Origin of the sequence: Bartonella ancashensis (genome assembly GCF_001281405.1) — a bacterium.
In the GTDB taxonomy this organism is placed as follows: domain Bacteria; phylum Pseudomonadota; class Alphaproteobacteria; order Rhizobiales; family Rhizobiaceae; genus Bartonella; species Bartonella ancashensis.
Genome location: NZ_CP010401.1, coordinates 824094 through 841874, shown reverse-complemented (window position 1 = coordinate 841874; position 17781 = coordinate 824094). Strand labels below are relative to the sequence as shown.

Below are 17781 nucleotides of genomic sequence, written 5' to 3'. Positions count from 1 at the left end.
TTGTACGTGTTGCAACATACACAGACCTACAAAAATCAAGCACAATTTACGCGCTAACATCTACCTCAAATATCCTTGTTTACAGCAACATAGAGCAATTCCCCCTCCCAAGAAGATTATTAATCTCAACCCATAAGTATCTTTATTTACCTGCTTCATTTACCTGCTTCGTATCTTATGATTACACAACTCTATCTCGTTAATCGACAATATAAAAACTTCCTACGAGCATCATGACTTCAACAATCTTATTCTTGTTCTTGGAATTATACAGGGTGTATACGCTCTTTTTATAGATAAAATACGGGATAGAGCCTGCCTTTTAAAAGCTAAATACCATAAAAATCAATTAATACGCCAAAACTGGACTAATATCCTTAATAAACTAATTAACGTGAAAGTGGCTTATAATTTACATGCTTTAAACTGAGTGCATCTGGACCAAGGCGACGAATCTTATCAGCTTCATATTCAGCAAAATTACCTTCAAACCATTCAACATGACCATTACCCTCAAAAGCCAAAATATGTGTTGCTAATCGATCAAGAAACATACGGTCATGCGAAATAATAACAGCACAACCAGCAAAATTTTCTAATGCATCTTCTAACGCACCTAGTGTTTCTGTATCAAGGTCATTTGTTGGTTCGTCAAGAAGAAGAACATTTCCTCCCTCTTTTAAAAGCTTAGCCAAATGAACACGATTGCGTTGCCCTCCAGACAAATTAGCTACTTTTTGCTGCTGATCTGATCCTTTAAAGTTAAAAGCTCCACAATAAGCTCGGCTATTCATCTCATATTTTCCCAGTTTAATGATATCATTTCCACCAGAAATTTCTTCCCAAACAGTCTTCGATCCTTCTAAAGTATCGCGCCCCTGATCAACATAACTCATCTGAACAGTTTCCCCAACGCGTATGCTTCCAGAATCTGGCTTCTCCTGCCCCGTCAGCATTTTGAATAAAGTAGACTTTCCTACACCGTTGGCACCAATAACTCCAACAATTCCACCTGCAGGAAGTTTGAAAGAAAGGGAGTTAATCAAAACACGATCGCCATACGCCTTTGATAATTGGTCAATCTCAATAACAACCTGCCCCAATCTTTCACTAACAGGAATGATAATTTGTGCCTCACCGGGACGACGTTCATGCGCAATTCGGATCAACTCATCATAAGCTTTAATACGAGCTTTTGACTTTGCCTGACGTGCTTTTGGACTAGAAGCTATCCATTCCTTCTCACGTGACAACGCACGCTGACGGGCAGCCTCTTCTCGACCTTCTTGTGCTACACGCTTAGCTTTAGCCTCTAAATAGGCAGAATAATTACCTTCGTAAGGAATGCCTCTACCACGATCCAACTCCAAAATCCAACCCGTTACATTATCGAGAAAATAACGATCATGTGTAATCAAAAGAACTGCTCCTGCATATTCACGTAAATGTCTTTCAAGCCAAGCCGTAGTTACGGCATCTAAATGGTTTGTTGGTTCATCCAAAAGCAATAAATCAGGCTTTGACAAAAGTAATTTACAAAGAGCAACACGCCTCCTCTCACCACCTGACAATTTCGTTACGTCTGCATCCGCTGGTGGACAACAAAGAGCTGCCATAGCCATCTTAACCTGGCTTTCTAAATCCCAGAGATTCTGGCTATCAATAATATCCTGAAGCTTAGCGCTTTCATCAGCTATTTCATCACTGTAATTCATCATTAGTTCGTTGTAACGATCTAAAATTGCCTGCTTATCTGCAACGCCTTCCATCACATTGCCATACACATCTTTATTTTCATCAAGAACAGGCTCTTGTGGAAGATACCCACAACGAGCTCCGTCCGCAAGCCACGCTTCCCCTGTGTACTCCTTATCTAACCCAGCCATAATGCGCAAAATAGTTGATTTACCAGCACCATTTGGCCCTAAAATACCAATTTTTGCATCTGGATAAAAAGAAAGATGGATATTCTCTAAAATCTTTTTATTACCATAAGCCTTATTAATCCCATCCATATTATAAATAAATTGACGTGCCATAAACTTCCCTTTGACAATTATACAAATAATTGATGCTTAAACCTCTAAGGATACTGCTTAGAGCGATCTTGAATCTTATAACAAAGGTAGTTATACACTCTAACAGATTTGCATCATACTGATATATTTTACTCAATCTCACAAGTTTTTCTGTTATTGCAAATATAAAAAATACTTTACGACATAAAAACATACTTAATACTGTACTAAACATGAATATTGAACACAATTTCTTAAACCATAAATGCAAAATGTATCCACTTTTATTGATACAGTATAAAGCTACAAACAATCCTTATTCATTCCTCAGGACTTCATTTCTTAACCCCTTTTATAAATTAGACACCAACACACAATTACTACGAATAAATTCACCTATTTTTCCCTTTTTGATTTCATTATCATTAAAATAGTGTAAGCATGGCATGAACGCTGTCGAAGCTATTCTACCGCCTTGAAATGAAGGAAAGTCCTCTTTTAAAGTACAACAACCGAACGACAAGCAAAAGTTAAGTTCATGGAAAAAAAAGCCTTAATTGTTATCGATGTTCAAAATGACTTCTTACCCGGCGGAGCTTTATCAATAATGCAGGGTGATATTATTTTACCTACCATAAATGACCTTATGAATCGCTTTAACCATATTATCTTAACTCAAGATTGGCATCCGGAAGGTCATCACAGCTTTGCCTCTTCTTATCCCCAAAAATCACCTCATGATATAATCAACCTCGATTATGGACCACAAATACTCTGGCCTGATCACTGTGTACAAGGAACTCACGGAGCAAAATTTCACGAATCTATCGCGGTTGATAAGGCGCAACTTGTCCTGCGGAAAGGTTATAATAAAAAAATTGATAGCTATTCTGCCTTTTTTGAAAATGATCAAAAAACACCAACAGGCCTGCAGAATTACCTTAAAGAACACGGCTTTACAAAATTGGTAATGTGTGGCTTAGCGACAGATTTCTGCGTAGGTTTTTCTGCACTTCACGCTATACAGTGCGGCTTCCAAGTAAACGTTGTGCTAAATGCTTGTGCTGGCATCGATGTTAACGGATCACTTAATGCAATGCTCAAAGCTATGCATGAAGCAGGTGTAGAACTTCTAATGGTCTATTAAATTTTTTCTGCAATCACCACAATAACTTAAAAAAGTTTCGCACTATTTCATCTATGAAGTGATGTCAATGCCCCTTTGAATGATGGCTAGTAAAACGAAGAGAAGAATAAAATGCCATCCCAATGATACACACCCCTATGAGTCCCGTGAATAATTCAGGTACCGGCATAATAATTTGTACATACATGATAATGGCAAGCACCAAAATTGCATAAAAAGCACCGTGTTCTAAATAGCGATAATGTAACAACACCCCTGTTTCAACCAACATAATCGTCATAGAACGAACATAGAATGCACCAATACCAAGACCAATGGCAATAATGAAAAGATTGTGCGAAAAAGCAAAAGCACCAACAACTCCATCAAAAGAAAAGCTCGCATCCAAAACTTCTAAATAAAGGAACGAACCTGCACCACCTCTGGCAACTGTGGCTAAAGTAGTTTCTTGGGAGTCCAAAACAGAACCAACTACTCCAACGGCTAGGAATGTTAAAAGCCCATAAAGCATAGATAGTAAAACCGTTAATTGATTTTCGATATAAACCTGACTTAAAATAAAAAGCATCAAAATCAAAACAACAGCAACGTCAAATCCCGCGAGTGAACCAAGTTTCTGTACAGGCTTTTCTACAAAAATTAACCAATGAACTTTCTTTGTGGGATCAAAAAAGTATTTTAAACTGACCATCATAAGAAACGTTCCACCAAACGCCGCAATCTCCGTATGAGAATTTTTTAAAACTTCAGCATAGCGATTGGGTTCCCATATAGCCAATTTCACTGCTGCAACTGGACTAATCCAGGCGGAAAAGGCAACAATCAATAGTGGAAAAATAATCCGCATACCAAATACAGCTATTACAATACCCCATGTCAAAAAGCGGCGAGACCACAATTCATTCATCTTTGCAAGAACACGCGCATTGATAATAGAGTTATCAAAAGACAAAGAAATTTCTAAAACTCCTAAAGTGCAGCAGATGAAAAAATACCTCAGGATCCCGGAAACATTCCCCGTCTCTACCCAACCAATGAATCCACCCAGAAAGATACCAACGACTGTGGAAAAAAATGCCCACCTAAAATAACTTAACAGGGCCATTATTTTCCCTCAAAATTCATACCCACGATTTCTTTTCCGAATCGATGATCTACATACATCGCGGCTAAGGATAGCATACGCAAAAATCATATAGAAGTTTTTTTAAAAATCTAAAATAAGAATAATGCTAGTGAGTTTACACTTACTAATCACACATTTTTTCCAGAGCTAAATTTTCAAAAACTAGAGACTACTCCGGTAATTATTAATTATTTGAAAAATAAAATAACTAAAAACCATCAATATTGACATTAGGTAATGAGATATTAATATGTTATGTGGTTTTGTCAGCGTAAAGCTCACACCATGATGATTTACTGAGGGAGACAACTCGTGGCACGTCCTGAAACTGAAGCAAAAACCGTATTTGGAAAGCGTTTGCGTTATGTTCGTCTTGCTTTAGGCGATCCATCACGCGAAACACTAGCAAAGAATTTTAATATGACAAAGAACTCTATTGCTTTTTATGAGCGTGGAGAAAGAGAGCCCAATCTTAGTGTATTGCAGGCATATAGGACATTGTATGGGGTCAATATTAATTGGCTTTTAACAGGTCAAGGGAAGATGTTTGATACTGAATACACCAAAGGTGAATTTGATTGGAATTATTTTATTAAAAAAATTGAAATCATTGAAGATACTCTAAAAGATAGAGATTACGCTGATGTACTCCGCAAAAAAGCGGATACACTCAAAGAAAGCGTGGATGATTCTTATAAAAAGCTACAGCAACACTTTTTAACTCAAGACACTTCAGGAGGTCTCAATCCAAAGACTGCTGTTTCCCTGCTTAATATAAAAGCGAATATGACAAGCTCTTATACTCTCAGTTTGTTCATTGATCTCCTCATTCGAAGTGTATCGTACAGAGAAGCTGTTGCCAATCAGTGACACTTCCTTTAAAGAATAAGCTTAAGTTGTGACAAATTTGGATACAAGGGTAGCCCGTGCGGTGCGCATCATAATAGAGGAATATGATATTTTTTGGGTTCAATCTTAGAGCAGAATGTCCAGACATTTTGTACGAAAATGCATGGCCGTTCATTTCAAATAACTGAATATTATCAGCTCTTTACCTACTGCAAATGCGTTATCGCTTTTGAGAAATAGTCGCAATTTAATGATACATCATCGATGATGCTATTCTCTACATACACCTAAGGCTAAGTTAAATCTAAGCTTGATACACATACTCTCAAACTATGGAAATACAATGAATGCCTCCGGAAAATATCCAATAGCTTATTCAATATGATCCTATCACTATCTTTTATAAAAATCGTAATCTAAAAACACTCACCGAATCAGCATTGCCAAATTTTATATAAAGTAACAAGTATCGTAAAAATGTACAATCTGAACCCTTATACAACACAAAATACTAAAAAAACTTACATAAAGAAAAAATGACGAAAATACCCTACACGAATTACAGACCAAAACGTCTTCACAATAGAGATAGAGATATCTGTTCTACAAAACCCCAACGACACTGCCCAATAACAGTACCACAACCTAAAAATAGCCCTATATACTTGAAAAATTCTTTCTGAAGACAATATGGCCTATGAAGAGGACGATGACTGGTGGGCCCGGAGGGACTCGAACCCCCAACCAAGCGGTTATGAGCCGCTGGCTCTAACCAATTGAGCTACAGGCCCCACAGACACCTTCTCTCTAAACTAAAATGCTTTACAGCACAAGATCTTGAATAAACTATAATTTATCTTTTTTAAAACTTTTTGAAAAATTCATTTTCACCTTTCTTACTTTATAATAACTACCTTCGAAAATGAAAAAATAAGGATACAACTAGAGGAACTGACATGATAACTTTCCATACCGTACATACCTACTGGCTAAAAACAATTCTTCTAATAACTTTAGCTCTTCCTATAACTTCTCTTGTGGCACAAGCGCAAAACAGCTCAATGAACAATTCAATTATCGTTGTAACTGCAACAGGTGAAAGCAAAGCCACACCAGATATGGCAATTATCAACTTAGCTGTAGTCACATATGACAAAACTGCTCAAAAGGCATTGGCAACCAACAACACATCTATGAATAATGTTATTGGTACTCTAAAAGAAAGTGGCATTCCAGAAAATGATTTACAAACATCAAATTTATCCATTTATCAAATAAACCCTGAAAAATACCGAGAACAAAAGGACAGCGAAAATCTTTACCAAGTTTCAAATTCCTTGACGGTACGCATCCGTGACCTTTCCAAGGCTGGAAAAATATTTGATCAAACAATGGCACTTGGTGTTAATTCTGTTGATGGTATCACTTTTACTAATTCTGACTCTAAACCATTTTACAAAGAAGCACGCAAAAAAGCTGTTACTGAAGCCATTGAAAAAGCAAAAATTTTAGCACAAGAAGCTAATGTAAAATTAGGAAAAATAATTGAGATCTATGAAAATGATAATGGACAAAACCCCATGCCACGTCTCATAAGCAGGGCTCAAACAACAAGTTATGATGCTGATACAAATTTTTCAGGAGGAGAATTAAACTATTACGTCAGCGTTACAATGACATTTTCTATTGATTAGACGATATATAATACCTCTCTTTACAAAATAGCCTGATTATTGGCCCTCATATAGAGGGCCAGTGAGATAATTGACATAGTCACTTTCAGATAATAACTCATCTTCATAAATCTCAATTTTTTTACACGCGGACGATTGTGCTTCGTGAACTGTTTGGATACTCCCTGATACTAATGGATGCCACCACTGAAGATCTTTACCTTCATAAATAAGCCTGTAAGCACAAGTTTTTGGCAACCAACACGCTTCTTTTACCATCGTAATATCCAAAACTATACAATTTTGGACTACTGATTTACGGTGAACGTAATCCTTACATCTGCAGGTTTCCTTATCTAAAAGGCGACACGCAACACCAGTTTCATAAATAATGCCACTATCCTCATCTTCTATTTTATGCAAACAACACAGACCACACCCATCACATAGACTCTCCCATTCCAAAATGGACATTTCTTCTAATGTTTTAGTTTTCCAAAAGGGAAGTATTGTATTCATAAAACAAGCCTACTCTTTAAAAAACAATTAAACAAAACGGCGAAAAAATGACTCATATATCATCCAGCTATCTACCTTGATAATATCCACTTCTTAGCAATCTTTTTGAAGATTTTTTTCAGAAAATCATATGCATCAATGATTACCAAAGTAATACAATAAACGAACAATTCGAAACATTTACTGCAAAAAATAAGTCAATGATCTACATTTATAGGGTATTTTTTGTACAAACATTTATGTTAAAAATTACACAATTACTCGAAATATATAATATTTCGTATTGTTATAACTCTCTTAAAGTTACCACTTTTTCTCCTTTTGGTAGAACATAAATTCCAAAGTATTTTTTACAAATTATTTTAACTGACAAACTGCAACTTTCCTGCACTTTTTTAAACACACGCCCCCCAAAAAATGCTATTTTATCAGGAATCAAGGAAGCTCCGCAATTTACGCGAACGACTAGGATGTTTCAATTTACGAAGTGCTTTTGCCTCAATTTGGCGAATACGTTCACGTGTTACTGAAAATTGCTGACCAACTTCCTCTAATGTATGATCAGTATTCATTCCAATACCAAAACGCATTCGTAAAACGCGTTCTTCACGTGGTGTTAACGAAGAAAGAACACGTGTTGTTGTGTCACGTAAATTAGCCTGAATAGCCGCATCAATCGGTAGTAGCACATTCCTATCTTCGATAAAATCACCTAAATGAGAATCGTCTTCATCTCCAACAGGAGTTTCGAGAGAAATCGGCTCTTTTGCAATTTTTAAAACTTTCTGCACTTTCTCCAAAGGCATCGAAAGCTTGCTTGACAATTCCTCTGGTGTAGGCTCACGCCCAATCTCATGTAAAATTTGACGTGATGTGCGAACGATCTTATTAATGGTCTCAATCATATGAACAGGAATACGAATAGTACGCGCTTGATCGGCAATTGAACGTGTAATCGCCTGACGAATCCACCAGGTAGCATAAGTCGAAAACTTGTAGCCACGTCGATATTCAAATTTATCAACGGCCTTCATTAAACCGATGTTGCCCTCTTGAATAAGATCAAGGAACTGCAAACCACGGCTAGTGTATTTTTTTGCAATTGAAATCACAAGGCGTAAATTAGCCTCTACCATTTCTTTCTTGGCAATCGTTGCTTCACGCTCACCCTTTTGCACTTGCATAACAATCCGACGAAATTCTCCTATAGAAATAGCTGTTTCCTGTGCAAGATTTTGTATTTCGCTACGCAAATCATGAATCATTTCAGCTTCACGTAGTGCAAACTCCTTCCAACCATTTTCTGGCAAAGCAGAAATATAATCGATCCAATCTGAATCTAACTCACGCCCTTGATACTCTTTCAAAAAACTATCATGCCCAATCCCGTAATTACTGGCAATCCGTTTTAGTTTACCTTCGTTATGAACAAGCCTCTTATTGATACTATAAAGCTGCTCAACCAAAGATTCTATACGATTCTGATTCAAAGAAAGAGACTTCACCGCCTGAACCAAATCCGCCTTCAACTGAACAGATTTCTTTTTTTGAGCAGACGAAAGAGCCCCATCATTATGGTCAGCTAAACTATTCTCAACATGTTGATCTTGCAATTTCCTCAATTTCACATAGGTTTCCGCAATGAAATCCAAAGTTTCCATTACTTGAGGACACAACTCACTTTCCATTGCTGCGAACGATAAATTAACCTCATCGTCCTCATCATCTTCAGCACCTACATCTCCTGCAATACCGTCCCTATCATGTGGAGCAGAAGATGATATCTCTTCCTTTATTTTATCTATTCGCTCTCGCTCAATAACGGGAGCTTGCTTAGCTTCTGGTCCCGCATATGTTATTTCAAGATCAATAATTTCACGAAGAAGAATACGTTGCTCTTTCAGTTCTTCACGCCAAATAACTAAAGCTTGAAACGTTAAAGGACTTTCACAAAGTCCTGCAATCATCGTTTCACGTCCTGCTTCAATGCGTTTAGCAATGGCAATCTCCCCTTCACGTGAAAGAAGTTCAACAGCACCCATCTCACGCAGATACATTCGCACCGGATCATCCGTTCTATCCGCTACTTCCCGTTTAGATATTGTTGCAACTTCACGACCAGCAGATTCTACTAAACTCCCCCCTTCTGCAGTAATCTCCCCCTCACAGTGCTCAGATTCAATATCATCTTCATCATCAACAACACTGACTCCCATTTCAGAAAACATGGTCAATATATCTTCAATTTGCTCAGATGTAACAGAATCCGAAGGAAGAACTGCGTTTAGCTCATCCATTGTGATATAACCGTTTCTTTGAGCAAGCTTCACCATTTTCTTGATAGCATCATCAGAAAAATCAAGAGGAGGACTGTCCGAATTCTTCTCATCCACTGCTTCTGTATTAACTTTCTGTCTAACCTTTGTTGCCATGCCGTTAACTCCGACTTGATCACTATAATAATTCAAGTGATCAGCTCTTTTATACTCTCACTTAAGAATCTCAACAATATCCAATGCCTTTAAAGCAAACTCTCATTATCTCTGTACATCCCTATTTCATATGGAAAACAAAAATTCTCCTGATAGCTCTCAGCTTTCCTGAGATAATTCACAGCATACAGCAAAACCAATTTCCCGCTTTTCCTAAAATTCAACCGCCACTCTACAACACGCTGTTGGTGACTGATTCGCGTTAAAAACGCGAATCATTTTATCCTGTTGATCCAACTTTATCTACTTCATTTATCCAACCAACGCCCAAACCCCTCAATTAAGGCTTCTGTTGCCTGTGTTTTTTCTAATTCAATCTTTACTTCACGCAGTAAATTAAAAACCTCACTGCTTGGATTATTCATAAACTGTTCTTCAATATCTTGTAGCCTCTTATGTAGGTTGTGTTCTTGAAGATGCAAGTAAAGCGCCTGTTTTAACACAGAACGTGCATCTTCTATAGGAGCACTTGTGAAAAAAGCACGCATACCGATACGATGCACAAGATTTTTCATGTGCTCTAAAATGGCCTTATGTCCTTTCTTCTCTAAAAGTATAACCATTTCCCCATTAACATGGATATGCTTATTTCCTAAAATTTCTAACATAGACTGGTGAAAACTCATCACTCTAGAATTTTTTAACTCTAATTCAGAAAGAATTTCAAAATTTTCATGCCAAAGGTCAGGATAATGAGCTAAAGTGAGTAAGATAACGGCCTCACGCAAGGGAATGGATTGCGGAAAATTTCGCACCATATCTGAATTTTCTAAAGTAGAAAAAGTCTTACCTACAGATACACCATTTTCAGATTTACGATCATATCCACTTCCATTTTTTCTTTTCAAAAAATCAGAATGAAAAAAATCAAAAAGTCGTTTTTTTATATCCTGCAAATAATAGCGACGTAGAGCTTCATCCTTAATTGTAAAAAATTTCTTGTTTAAGTTTTTTTCTAGTGCCGCTCGCGCTTCCGGTGCTCCAAAGCTCTTCCCATAAGTAGCACGTAGCCATAAAAATTCAATCAAAGAAATTGATTTTTGTATATAAGAATCAAAATTATCCCCTCCACCAGCACGAACAATTTCATCAGGATCTTTTCCCTGCGGTAGTATGACAAAGCGCACAGAAAAACCCACCTTTAGAAGAGATAATATACGATCTACAACACGGAAGGCAGCCCTTAAACCCGCATCATCTCCATCAAAGCATAAAACTGGATTAGGTTCTATTTTCCATAAAAGTGTTATTTGTGCATCTGTAAGTGCTGTTCCCAAAGAAGCAACTACTTTTTCAAAACCTGCCTTTGTTAAGGCGATAACGTCCATATAACCTTCAACAACAAGGACAGGATGATCTTTCTTTTTTTCCTTCGTAAAATTTCGACGAAAAAAAGAAGCGTTGTATAGCATATCTCCTTTATGGAAAAGTGCTGTTTCTGAACTATTCAGATACTTTACCTGTGTATCCTGATCTAACGATCTTCCCCCAAACGCTACAACACGTCCTTGTAAATCATCAATAGGAAATATAATACGGTTTCTGAATCGATCATAAGGAACGCCAATACCTTCTCCTGATACAAGGAGGCCGCAATCTTCCATATTTTTGACTGAAATACCGCGCGCACTCAAAGCTTCCTTTAAAGCTGTGCGCCTTGCTGGTGCAAAACCGATTCGAAACCGTTCTATAAGTTCTGATGTGACACCACGCTCATTAAGATAAAGGCGTGCCTGTTCCCCTTCCCTACCTCGTAAACTATATTGAAAAAAATCCGTTGCTATCGCCATAACGCTGTACAGATTTTTCTTCTGCATCTCGCGTTTATAACTTTGTGGATCAAGCGCAGGAAGTTTCATACCTGCTAAGTTAGCTAAATACTTTACAGCTTCGGAAAACTGTAATCCATCAAGCTCACAAAGAAAATTAAAAATATCACCCTTTACACCACAACCAAAACAATAATAATATCCTTGTCGGTCATCACAATGGAAACTTGGTGTTTTTTCACTGTGAAATGGGCAGCAACACCAAAAATCCCCTCGTGAAGGCTTGCTTTTTTGGGGATCGAATGTCACCCTTTGGCCAATGATCGTTGAAATTGGTAATTTGGCGCGAATCTCGTTAAGGAAACTAGGCAAAAAACGCATTATCTCTCACAGAGTTTTAAAATTCTCTTCTGCATATTTAACTACTTTGGAATATTAAGTCCAATGATCTCTTTCAAACATTCACTAAATTCTCTATCATAGATTGTATTATAGGCAGGATCTACAAATGACGATAGAAAAAATAACTGAACTTTCTACTCAATACTCACTACTTAAAACGGTTGGTTTTTTCACTATACTCACCCTTGTAGCGTTTTGTACCAAACTTTTAGCGCGTACTCTGCTAAATCACGGAGCAAAAAAACTTTCTGAATTTCTGCCCCCAAAAATAGCTGTTGATATCGAATTTGCTATTAAAAATATGGCAAATATAATTGCAGCCCTTATCTTTTCAACTTGTATTGACTTTATACCAACTTTACCCCGCATATTCACAACCATTATCAAGAATGTGTCTAATGCCTTCATCATTTTCCTTGTTGTCTTAATAATTTCTTCTTTTCTCAGTGTTATTAATATTCTTTACGAACAAAAACCAGCAGCACGCCTAAAACCAATAAAAAGTTATATTCAAATTGCAAAGATTGTGCTTTTTGTTATTGCTGTCATCTTGATGTTATCAACATTGATAGATCGGTCCCCTCTCATTCTTTTCTCCGGTCTTGGCGCGATGGCAGCCGTTCTGTTATTAATTTTTCAGGATACACTCCTTTCTCTTATTGCAGGTATTCAAATTTCATTTACCGACATGGTGCGTGTTGGTGATTGGATCGAAATTCCTAACCTTGGTGCAGATGGTGATGTTATCGAAATTGCACTACATACAGTTAAAGTGCAAAACTTTGATAAAACAATCACTACAGTTCCCATTCGAAAATTGGTTACTGACCCTTTTAAAAATTGGCGTGGTATGCAAGAGTCAGGAGGAAGGCGCATTAAACGATCTTTATTTATTGACCAATTAAGTATTCGCTTTCACACAATAGACGAACAAGAATATCTTGCACAGTTCAGTCTATTAAAAAGCTATTTTGCGCAAAAATTACCCGAAATAAGTAAATGGAATTCTCAATTAGGAAAAAATCATAACGTACTAGCTAATACTCGCCGCTTAACGAATATAGGGACTTTTCGTGCATATATTTTGTCCTATTTGAGGGCAAACCCCAATATTCAAAAAGATATGATCCTCATAACGAGGCAATTATCCCCAACACCAAACGGTTTACCTTTAGAGATTTATTGTTTTACTAACACAACTGTCTGGCTAGAATATGAAAGAATTCAGTCTGATATCTTTGATCACCTTTACTCTATTCTCCCTGATTTTGGTCTAAGGGTTTTTCAGAATCCAAGCAGTTATAACTTTATTCATCCCTATGAAAAAAAATAAACTCAACGAAGATCTATTATATAAGTTTTTCAAATTAAAGCACATTTTGAGCGAGAAATAAGCAATTATGAATAATCCGCTGGTGTTCTTCCCTCTTGTAGGTGCTTCTTTGGTTCATACTCAGAATTAAGTGCACTTATGGTGAAGCACTTAAGTGCTGAATTATACTATGTTGTGTCCAATCCATCATTTGCCATAATCTTTAAATTGCTTATACGTGATGGCTTCATGAAGTTCTACAACAATCACACTTTTTGTCTGTTCTTTTATTGTCCCTTATTTAGGCCTATGTTCCTTCAGTCACTAATAACGCAGTCTAAAACAATCTACTTCACTACTTTTATGCTATTGTTTTAACTGCTAGACATATTACCTTGAATGTTTTCGTTTCATGTCATGCTCATATTTCGTATCTTCTAGTATAAAAAAATCAGCTCCATAATTTTGAAACACTTTAAATATTTACATTAAAGAAAATTACCTAAAAACAGAAGAACTCTAGTTTTTTGTACCATACGTAACCTTTAAAAAAATCCTATTCTAACCTCTATGATCCGTCCTGCTACTAAAAGAAGGGGATTCACTGCAAAATCATTGCTCGTGAGTTTCACTTTAACAAAAAATTCAATCTCGAACCTCTAATTGTAAGCCTACATTACAAAAAAACATAGCTGAAATACACAAAACAATATACCATTAATCTGTATGATCCATCTATTAGTGATCAATGGAAATTTTAACCTCATAAAATCTATCCCAACCAAAACAAAAATTTCAATGATATGGAGGAAATTTATAATGGAACACGTAAATATCGGATGGATCTCAGCTATTCTTATTGGTGGCTTAGCTGGCTGGGCTGCACAATATTACATGAAAAGTAAGACCGGAATGTTGCTCAACATCATCTTAGGCATAGTCGGAGCTACATTATCCAATTTCTTTTTTGGCCTTCTGGGTATAAGAATTTCTGGCTGGATTAGCTATCTTGTTTTTGGTTTTGTAGGAGCCTGTGCTCTCATATGGATTGGCCGAAAAATCCGATCAAAGAAACACTGACTCAGTTCATAAAATTCTGCTGATATAGAAAATACATATCTCGTTAATTACAAAATAAACCTTTACCTCTTGATGGAATGTACTTATACTTCCACCCTTAAGCAAACATTGTGATAATGGTACACAACATCTGTTATGGTTGCGGTTTTTTATGGCGTAAATTGTGAGTACGTACTATGGCACAAATCACTTCATCTTTTAACCCTTGGAGTATAAAGAAACCCACAGCGGTTTTGGTTCTTGCAGATGGGACAGTCATTGAAGGAGATGGTGCAGGCGCTCCTGGCATTGTAGAAGCTGAGGTGTGTTTTAATACTGCCATTACAGGCTACGAAGAGATCCTAACGGATCCATCATATGCTGGACAGATCGTTAACTTCACTTTTCCCCACATAGGTAATGTGGGAACCAATGATGAAGATATTGAAGATCTCGTACCTCTTCACTATTATGGTGCTGTCGGGGCTATTTTCAAAACGCATACTAAACCCTCCAATTATCGTGCCAATGAAAGTTTAAATCAATGGCTTAAAAAGCGTAAAATCATTGCACTTTGTGGTATTGATACACGTGCACTAACTATCCTTATCCGTGAAAGAGGATTACAAAATGCCGTTATCGCTCATGACCCTGATGGAAATTTTGATATCAACTCTCTGAAAGAGCGTGCATGCAAATGGTCAGGTCTTACTGGCCTTGATCTCGCAACAGAGGTAACGTCGAAGAAGTCTACAGAATGGAATGAGAAACCGTGGACCTGGAACAAAGGCTACAGCACTAATAGCGAATTTAAGTTTCACATTATTGCTGTTGATTATGGAATTAAGCGTAATATTCTTCGTCTCATAGCCGCACAAGGCGCACGTGTAACTGTTGTACCGGCTCATACAAGTGCAGAAGAAATTTTGATGATGAATCCTGATGGCGTCTTTCTTTCTAATGGTCCTGGAGATCCGGCTGCCACAGCTGAATATGCTGTCCCAACTATAAAAACGCTTATTAGTTCTAATATACCTATTTTGGGTATATGCCTTGGTCATCAACTTCTTGCCTTAGCGGTTGGAGCTAAGACCATAAAAATGCACCAGGGACACCATGGTGCGAACCATCCCGTCAAAAACTTTATCACTGGGAAAGTAGAAATTGTATCCATGAATCATGGATTTGCTGTAGATTCTGCATCACTGCCTCAACATGTAGAAGAAACACATATTTCGCTCTTCGATGGCTCGAACTGTGGTATTCAAATCGTTGGGAAACCGGTTTTTTCTGTACAATATCACCCCGAAGCGTCTCCTGGGCCACAAGATAGCCATTATTTATTTCAGCATTTCCGTGATTTAATTGTTAGTTCTAAAAAACAAGCTCCAAATTAACAACCCTATGATATCTTGACCATTCTACCCTCATCGGGTTTTTGTGTGCTGATTTCTTGCTATTTCTTCCATGCACAGAACTCTTTATTTGAGTCTTCTATTATTTTACGGATTATCTTTAGCTACCAACTTTAATAGATGGTTTTACCCGTAAAACGAAAATCAAAATGGCCAAAAGTAACACACAGAAGCTACCTGCAAAAGGCGCGCCAGAAAAATAAAATGGCGTATTTTCGTGAGTAAATTGTTCAAAAAGAAGTGTGTAAAAAACAGGGCCGATTACTGCACTCAATGAAGTTACAGATGTCATTGCTCCCTGTAACTCTCCTTGCGCATTTACCGGGACTTGTGCAGAAGCGATAGAGCGCATAGGGGCATGCACAAGATATTCAAACACCGTGCAGGAAAAAACAGCATAAACCATCCATCCTTGAGTTGCAAAAGTGTAGCCAAGCATACCCATTAATGCAAAAGAAAAGCCTACCAAAGAAATGCGCCAATCGCTCCAATGTTTGGAAAGATACGGCAAGAAAAGACCTATCACAACAACCTGCCCTATTCCAAAAACACTGTAAGAAATCCCAATAGAGAATGCACTCCAGTTGTAGCGTTCTATAGCAACAAATGCCCAAGCACTCGGCCATACAGATTCTGCAAGCCAATACAGGAAGAAGACCAGTAAAATCCAAAAAACTGTGGGATACTTTCTAAGTTGTAAAAGTGCTCCCACAGGGTTAGCACGCTTGATCTCAAATCGGCGTCTATTTTGTACAGAAAGAGTTTCTGGCAACATAACCCATGCAAATATAAAATTAATGGATGAAAAGCCAGCAGCACAGTAAAACGGGACACGTGGTCCAAATTGACCTAAAAAACCACCAATAAGAGATCCTAAAACAAATCCTAACCCAAACGCCATACCAATTAAACCAAAATTCCGCGTACGAGTTTTTTCATCTGAAATGTCTGCTAAATAGGCTGAACAAACCGCAAAACTTGCACCACTTATTCCAGATAATAAACGCCCAACAAATAAAACAGAATAACTCCACGCGATAGCGCATATAAAATTATCAATAGAAAAGCTAATAATAGAAATAAGCAAAATAGGACGACGACCATAGCGATCAGAAAGGCTACCAATGAATGGAGCAAATAAAAATTGCATCACAGAGTACACCGCTAGTAGCCCTCCTCCGCGAACAGAAGCTTTAGCAATATCTTCCCCTGTCAACTGACTAAGATAACTTGGTAAGATAGGACTAATGATTGCAATACCAATTATATCAAGTAACAAAATGATAAAAACTAATATAAGCCCATGACGAGCAAATCTTGGATTAACTTTTTGATCTTTCATAGCTCTTCCCAATTTCTTGCAAACCTCAATAATCATTGAGAATGGCTACATGATAGATGCCTCCCTCTCAACATAAGACCATAGCAAAATGCAAACTGAAAGCAATACCACAAATTATCGCTTTAGAAAGAACGTAGCTTATCAAGCTCAACATACTGTCCCTGCACATAGACTGATAGCTTGCAAAATTTTATGATAATTATATCACCCATAATTCTGTGCAATCTCTTAATTTGAAATATCACAATTTATGAAACGGTCTAATTTCATGAATATGCAACGAGCCAACACATGGTTGCATCAAAATTCAGAATTACAGTTTGCAACTGGACAAATAACAATCACAAACTAGTAAAAACATTCACTAAGTACACGTGATTAAACGACGAAAATAATAAATACCCAAAACGATTGATGCTGATAACACAAGCGCTCCTGCTATAGACACTAGCAAAGTTGATTGATTTGAGTACGTTTTATGAACATCAATATATTGAGAGACCTATAAAATCTTTTTATTTTGAACTCCACCTTTAAGAGAATTTTTTATAATCATCTTCGAATACCCCTTCTTTCTACTCCATAAAACCGTATTATTTATCGACAGCAGTTTATTTAACTAACTAAAATAACCTTTACACTACTCGATCATTCAAAC

12 protein-coding genes and 1 tRNA gene are annotated in these 17781 nt (G+C 37.2%); 6 read left to right on the top strand and 7 right to left on the bottom strand.

Annotated elements, in window-relative coordinates; translation table 11 throughout:
* Positions 1-389 precede the first annotated feature (389 nt).
* A complete protein-coding gene (gene ettA, locus PU02_RS03740; RefSeq protein WP_053944130.1) occupies positions 390-2039 on the bottom strand; it encodes an energy-dependent translational throttle protein EttA in 1650 nt (549 codons plus the stop codon).
* 517 nt (positions 2040-2556) lie between these two features.
* On the opposite strand from ettA, the gene pncA reads away from it, so the two are divergent.
* A complete protein-coding gene (gene pncA, locus PU02_RS03735; protein WP_053944129.1) occupies positions 2557-3165 on the top strand; it encodes a bifunctional nicotinamidase/pyrazinamidase in 609 nt (202 codons plus the stop codon).
* A 64-nt stretch (positions 3166-3229) separates the two neighbouring features.
* Here the strand turns inward: pncA and PU02_RS03730 are convergent, their stop codons facing one another.
* A complete protein-coding gene (locus tag PU02_RS03730; RefSeq protein ID WP_053944128.1) occupies positions 3230-4270 on the bottom strand; it encodes a DUF475 domain-containing protein in 1041 nt (346 codons plus the stop codon).
* Positions 4271-4603: 333 nt separating this feature from the next.
* On the opposite strand from PU02_RS03730, the gene PU02_RS03725 reads away from it, so the two are divergent.
* The gene (locus tag PU02_RS03725) at positions 4604-5161 is read left to right on the top strand and encodes a helix-turn-helix domain-containing protein (RefSeq protein WP_053944127.1); all 558 of its coding nucleotides are present in this window, start codon (positions 4604-4606) and stop codon (positions 5159-5161) included.
* A 693-nt stretch (positions 5162-5854) separates the two neighbouring features.
* On the opposite strand, the gene PU02_RS03720 is transcribed toward PU02_RS03725, so the two are convergent.
* Positions 5855-5931: transfer RNA gene (locus PU02_RS03720), tRNA-Ile, on the bottom strand.
* Positions 5932-6096: 165 nt separating this feature from the next.
* On the opposite strand from PU02_RS03720, the gene PU02_RS03715 reads away from it, so the two are divergent.
* Complete coding sequence (locus PU02_RS03715) at positions 6097-6834, top strand: SIMPL domain-containing protein (RefSeq protein ID WP_053944126.1); 738 nt, start codon at positions 6097-6099, stop codon at positions 6832-6834.
* A gap of 36 nt (positions 6835-6870) precedes the next feature.
* Here the strand turns inward: PU02_RS03715 and PU02_RS03710 are convergent, their stop codons facing one another.
* From PU02_RS03710 to dnaG, 3 genes are all read right to left on the bottom strand, one after another.
* Positions 6871-7332 (bottom strand): YcgN family cysteine cluster protein, encoded by a 462-nt coding sequence (locus tag PU02_RS03710; protein ID WP_053944125.1) that lies wholly within the window; start codon positions 7330-7332, stop codon positions 6871-6873.
* A 428-nt stretch (positions 7333-7760) separates the two neighbouring features.
* On the bottom strand, positions 7761-9764 hold the full coding sequence (gene rpoD, locus PU02_RS03705; protein WP_053944124.1) for an RNA polymerase sigma factor RpoD: 2004 nt from the start codon (positions 9762-9764) through the stop codon (positions 7761-7763).
* A 308-nt stretch (positions 9765-10072) separates the two neighbouring features.
* A complete protein-coding gene (gene dnaG, locus PU02_RS03700) occupies positions 10073-11974 on the bottom strand; it encodes a DNA primase (protein WP_053944123.1) in 1902 nt (633 codons plus the stop codon).
* 142 nt (positions 11975-12116) lie between these two features.
* On the opposite strand from dnaG, the gene PU02_RS03695 reads away from it, so the two are divergent.
* The 3 genes from PU02_RS03695 (at position 12117) to carA (ending at position 15763) form a co-directional block, all read left to right on the top strand.
* Positions 12117-13328, top strand: a complete 1212-nt coding sequence (locus PU02_RS03695; RefSeq protein ID WP_414947463.1) for a mechanosensitive ion channel family protein — start codon at positions 12117-12119, stop codon at positions 13326-13328.
* Between the two features lie 798 nt (positions 13329-14126).
* Positions 14127-14387, top strand: coding sequence for a GlsB/YeaQ/YmgE family stress response membrane protein (locus tag PU02_RS03690; protein ID WP_053944121.1), 261 nt, complete (start codon positions 14127-14129; stop codon positions 14385-14387).
* A 176-nt stretch (positions 14388-14563) separates the two neighbouring features.
* Positions 14564-15763, top strand: coding sequence for a glutamine-hydrolyzing carbamoyl-phosphate synthase small subunit (gene carA, locus PU02_RS03685; RefSeq protein WP_053944120.1), 1200 nt, complete (start codon positions 14564-14566; stop codon positions 15761-15763).
* A 118-nt stretch (positions 15764-15881) separates the two neighbouring features.
* Here the strand turns inward: carA and PU02_RS03680 are convergent, their stop codons facing one another.
* On the bottom strand, positions 15882-17123 hold the full coding sequence (locus tag PU02_RS03680) for an MFS transporter (protein ID WP_053944656.1): 1242 nt from the start codon (positions 17121-17123) through the stop codon (positions 15882-15884).
* Positions 17124-17781 lie beyond the last annotated feature (658 nt).

What these genes read in the sequence shown, in the direction of transcription:
- ettA (WP_053944130.1), bottom strand. Translation starts at nt 2,039, where the DNA reads ATGGCACGTCAATTTATTTATAATATGGATGGGATTAATAAGGCTTAT.
- pncA (WP_053944129.1), top strand. Translation starts at nt 2,557, where the DNA reads ATGGAAAAAAAAGCCTTAATTGTTATCGATGTTCAAAATGACTTCTTA.
- PU02_RS03730 (WP_053944128.1), bottom strand. Translation starts at nt 4,270, where the DNA reads ATGGCCCTGTTAAGTTATTTTAGGTGGGCATTTTTTTCCACAGTCGTT.
- PU02_RS03715 (WP_053944126.1), top strand. Translation starts at nt 6,097, where the DNA reads ATGATAACTTTCCATACCGTACATACCTACTGGCTAAAAACAATTCTT.
- PU02_RS03710 (WP_053944125.1), bottom strand. Translation starts at nt 7,332, where the DNA reads ATGAATACAATACTTCCCTTTTGGAAAACTAAAACATTAGAAGAAATG.
- rpoD (WP_053944124.1), bottom strand. Translation starts at nt 9,764, where the DNA reads ATGGCAACAAAGGTTAGACAGAAAGTTAATACAGAAGCAGTGGATGAG.
- dnaG (WP_053944123.1), bottom strand. Translation starts at nt 11,974, where the DNA reads ATGCGTTTTTTGCCTAGTTTCCTTAACGAGATTCGCGCCAAATTACCA.
- PU02_RS03690 (WP_053944121.1), top strand. Translation starts at nt 14,127, where the DNA reads ATGGAACACGTAAATATCGGATGGATCTCAGCTATTCTTATTGGTGGC.
- carA (WP_053944120.1), top strand. Translation starts at nt 14,564, where the DNA reads ATGGCACAAATCACTTCATCTTTTAACCCTTGGAGTATAAAGAAACCC.
- PU02_RS03680 (WP_053944656.1), bottom strand. Translation starts at nt 17,123, where the DNA reads ATGAAAGATCAAAAAGTTAATCCAAGATTTGCTCGTCATGGGCTTATA.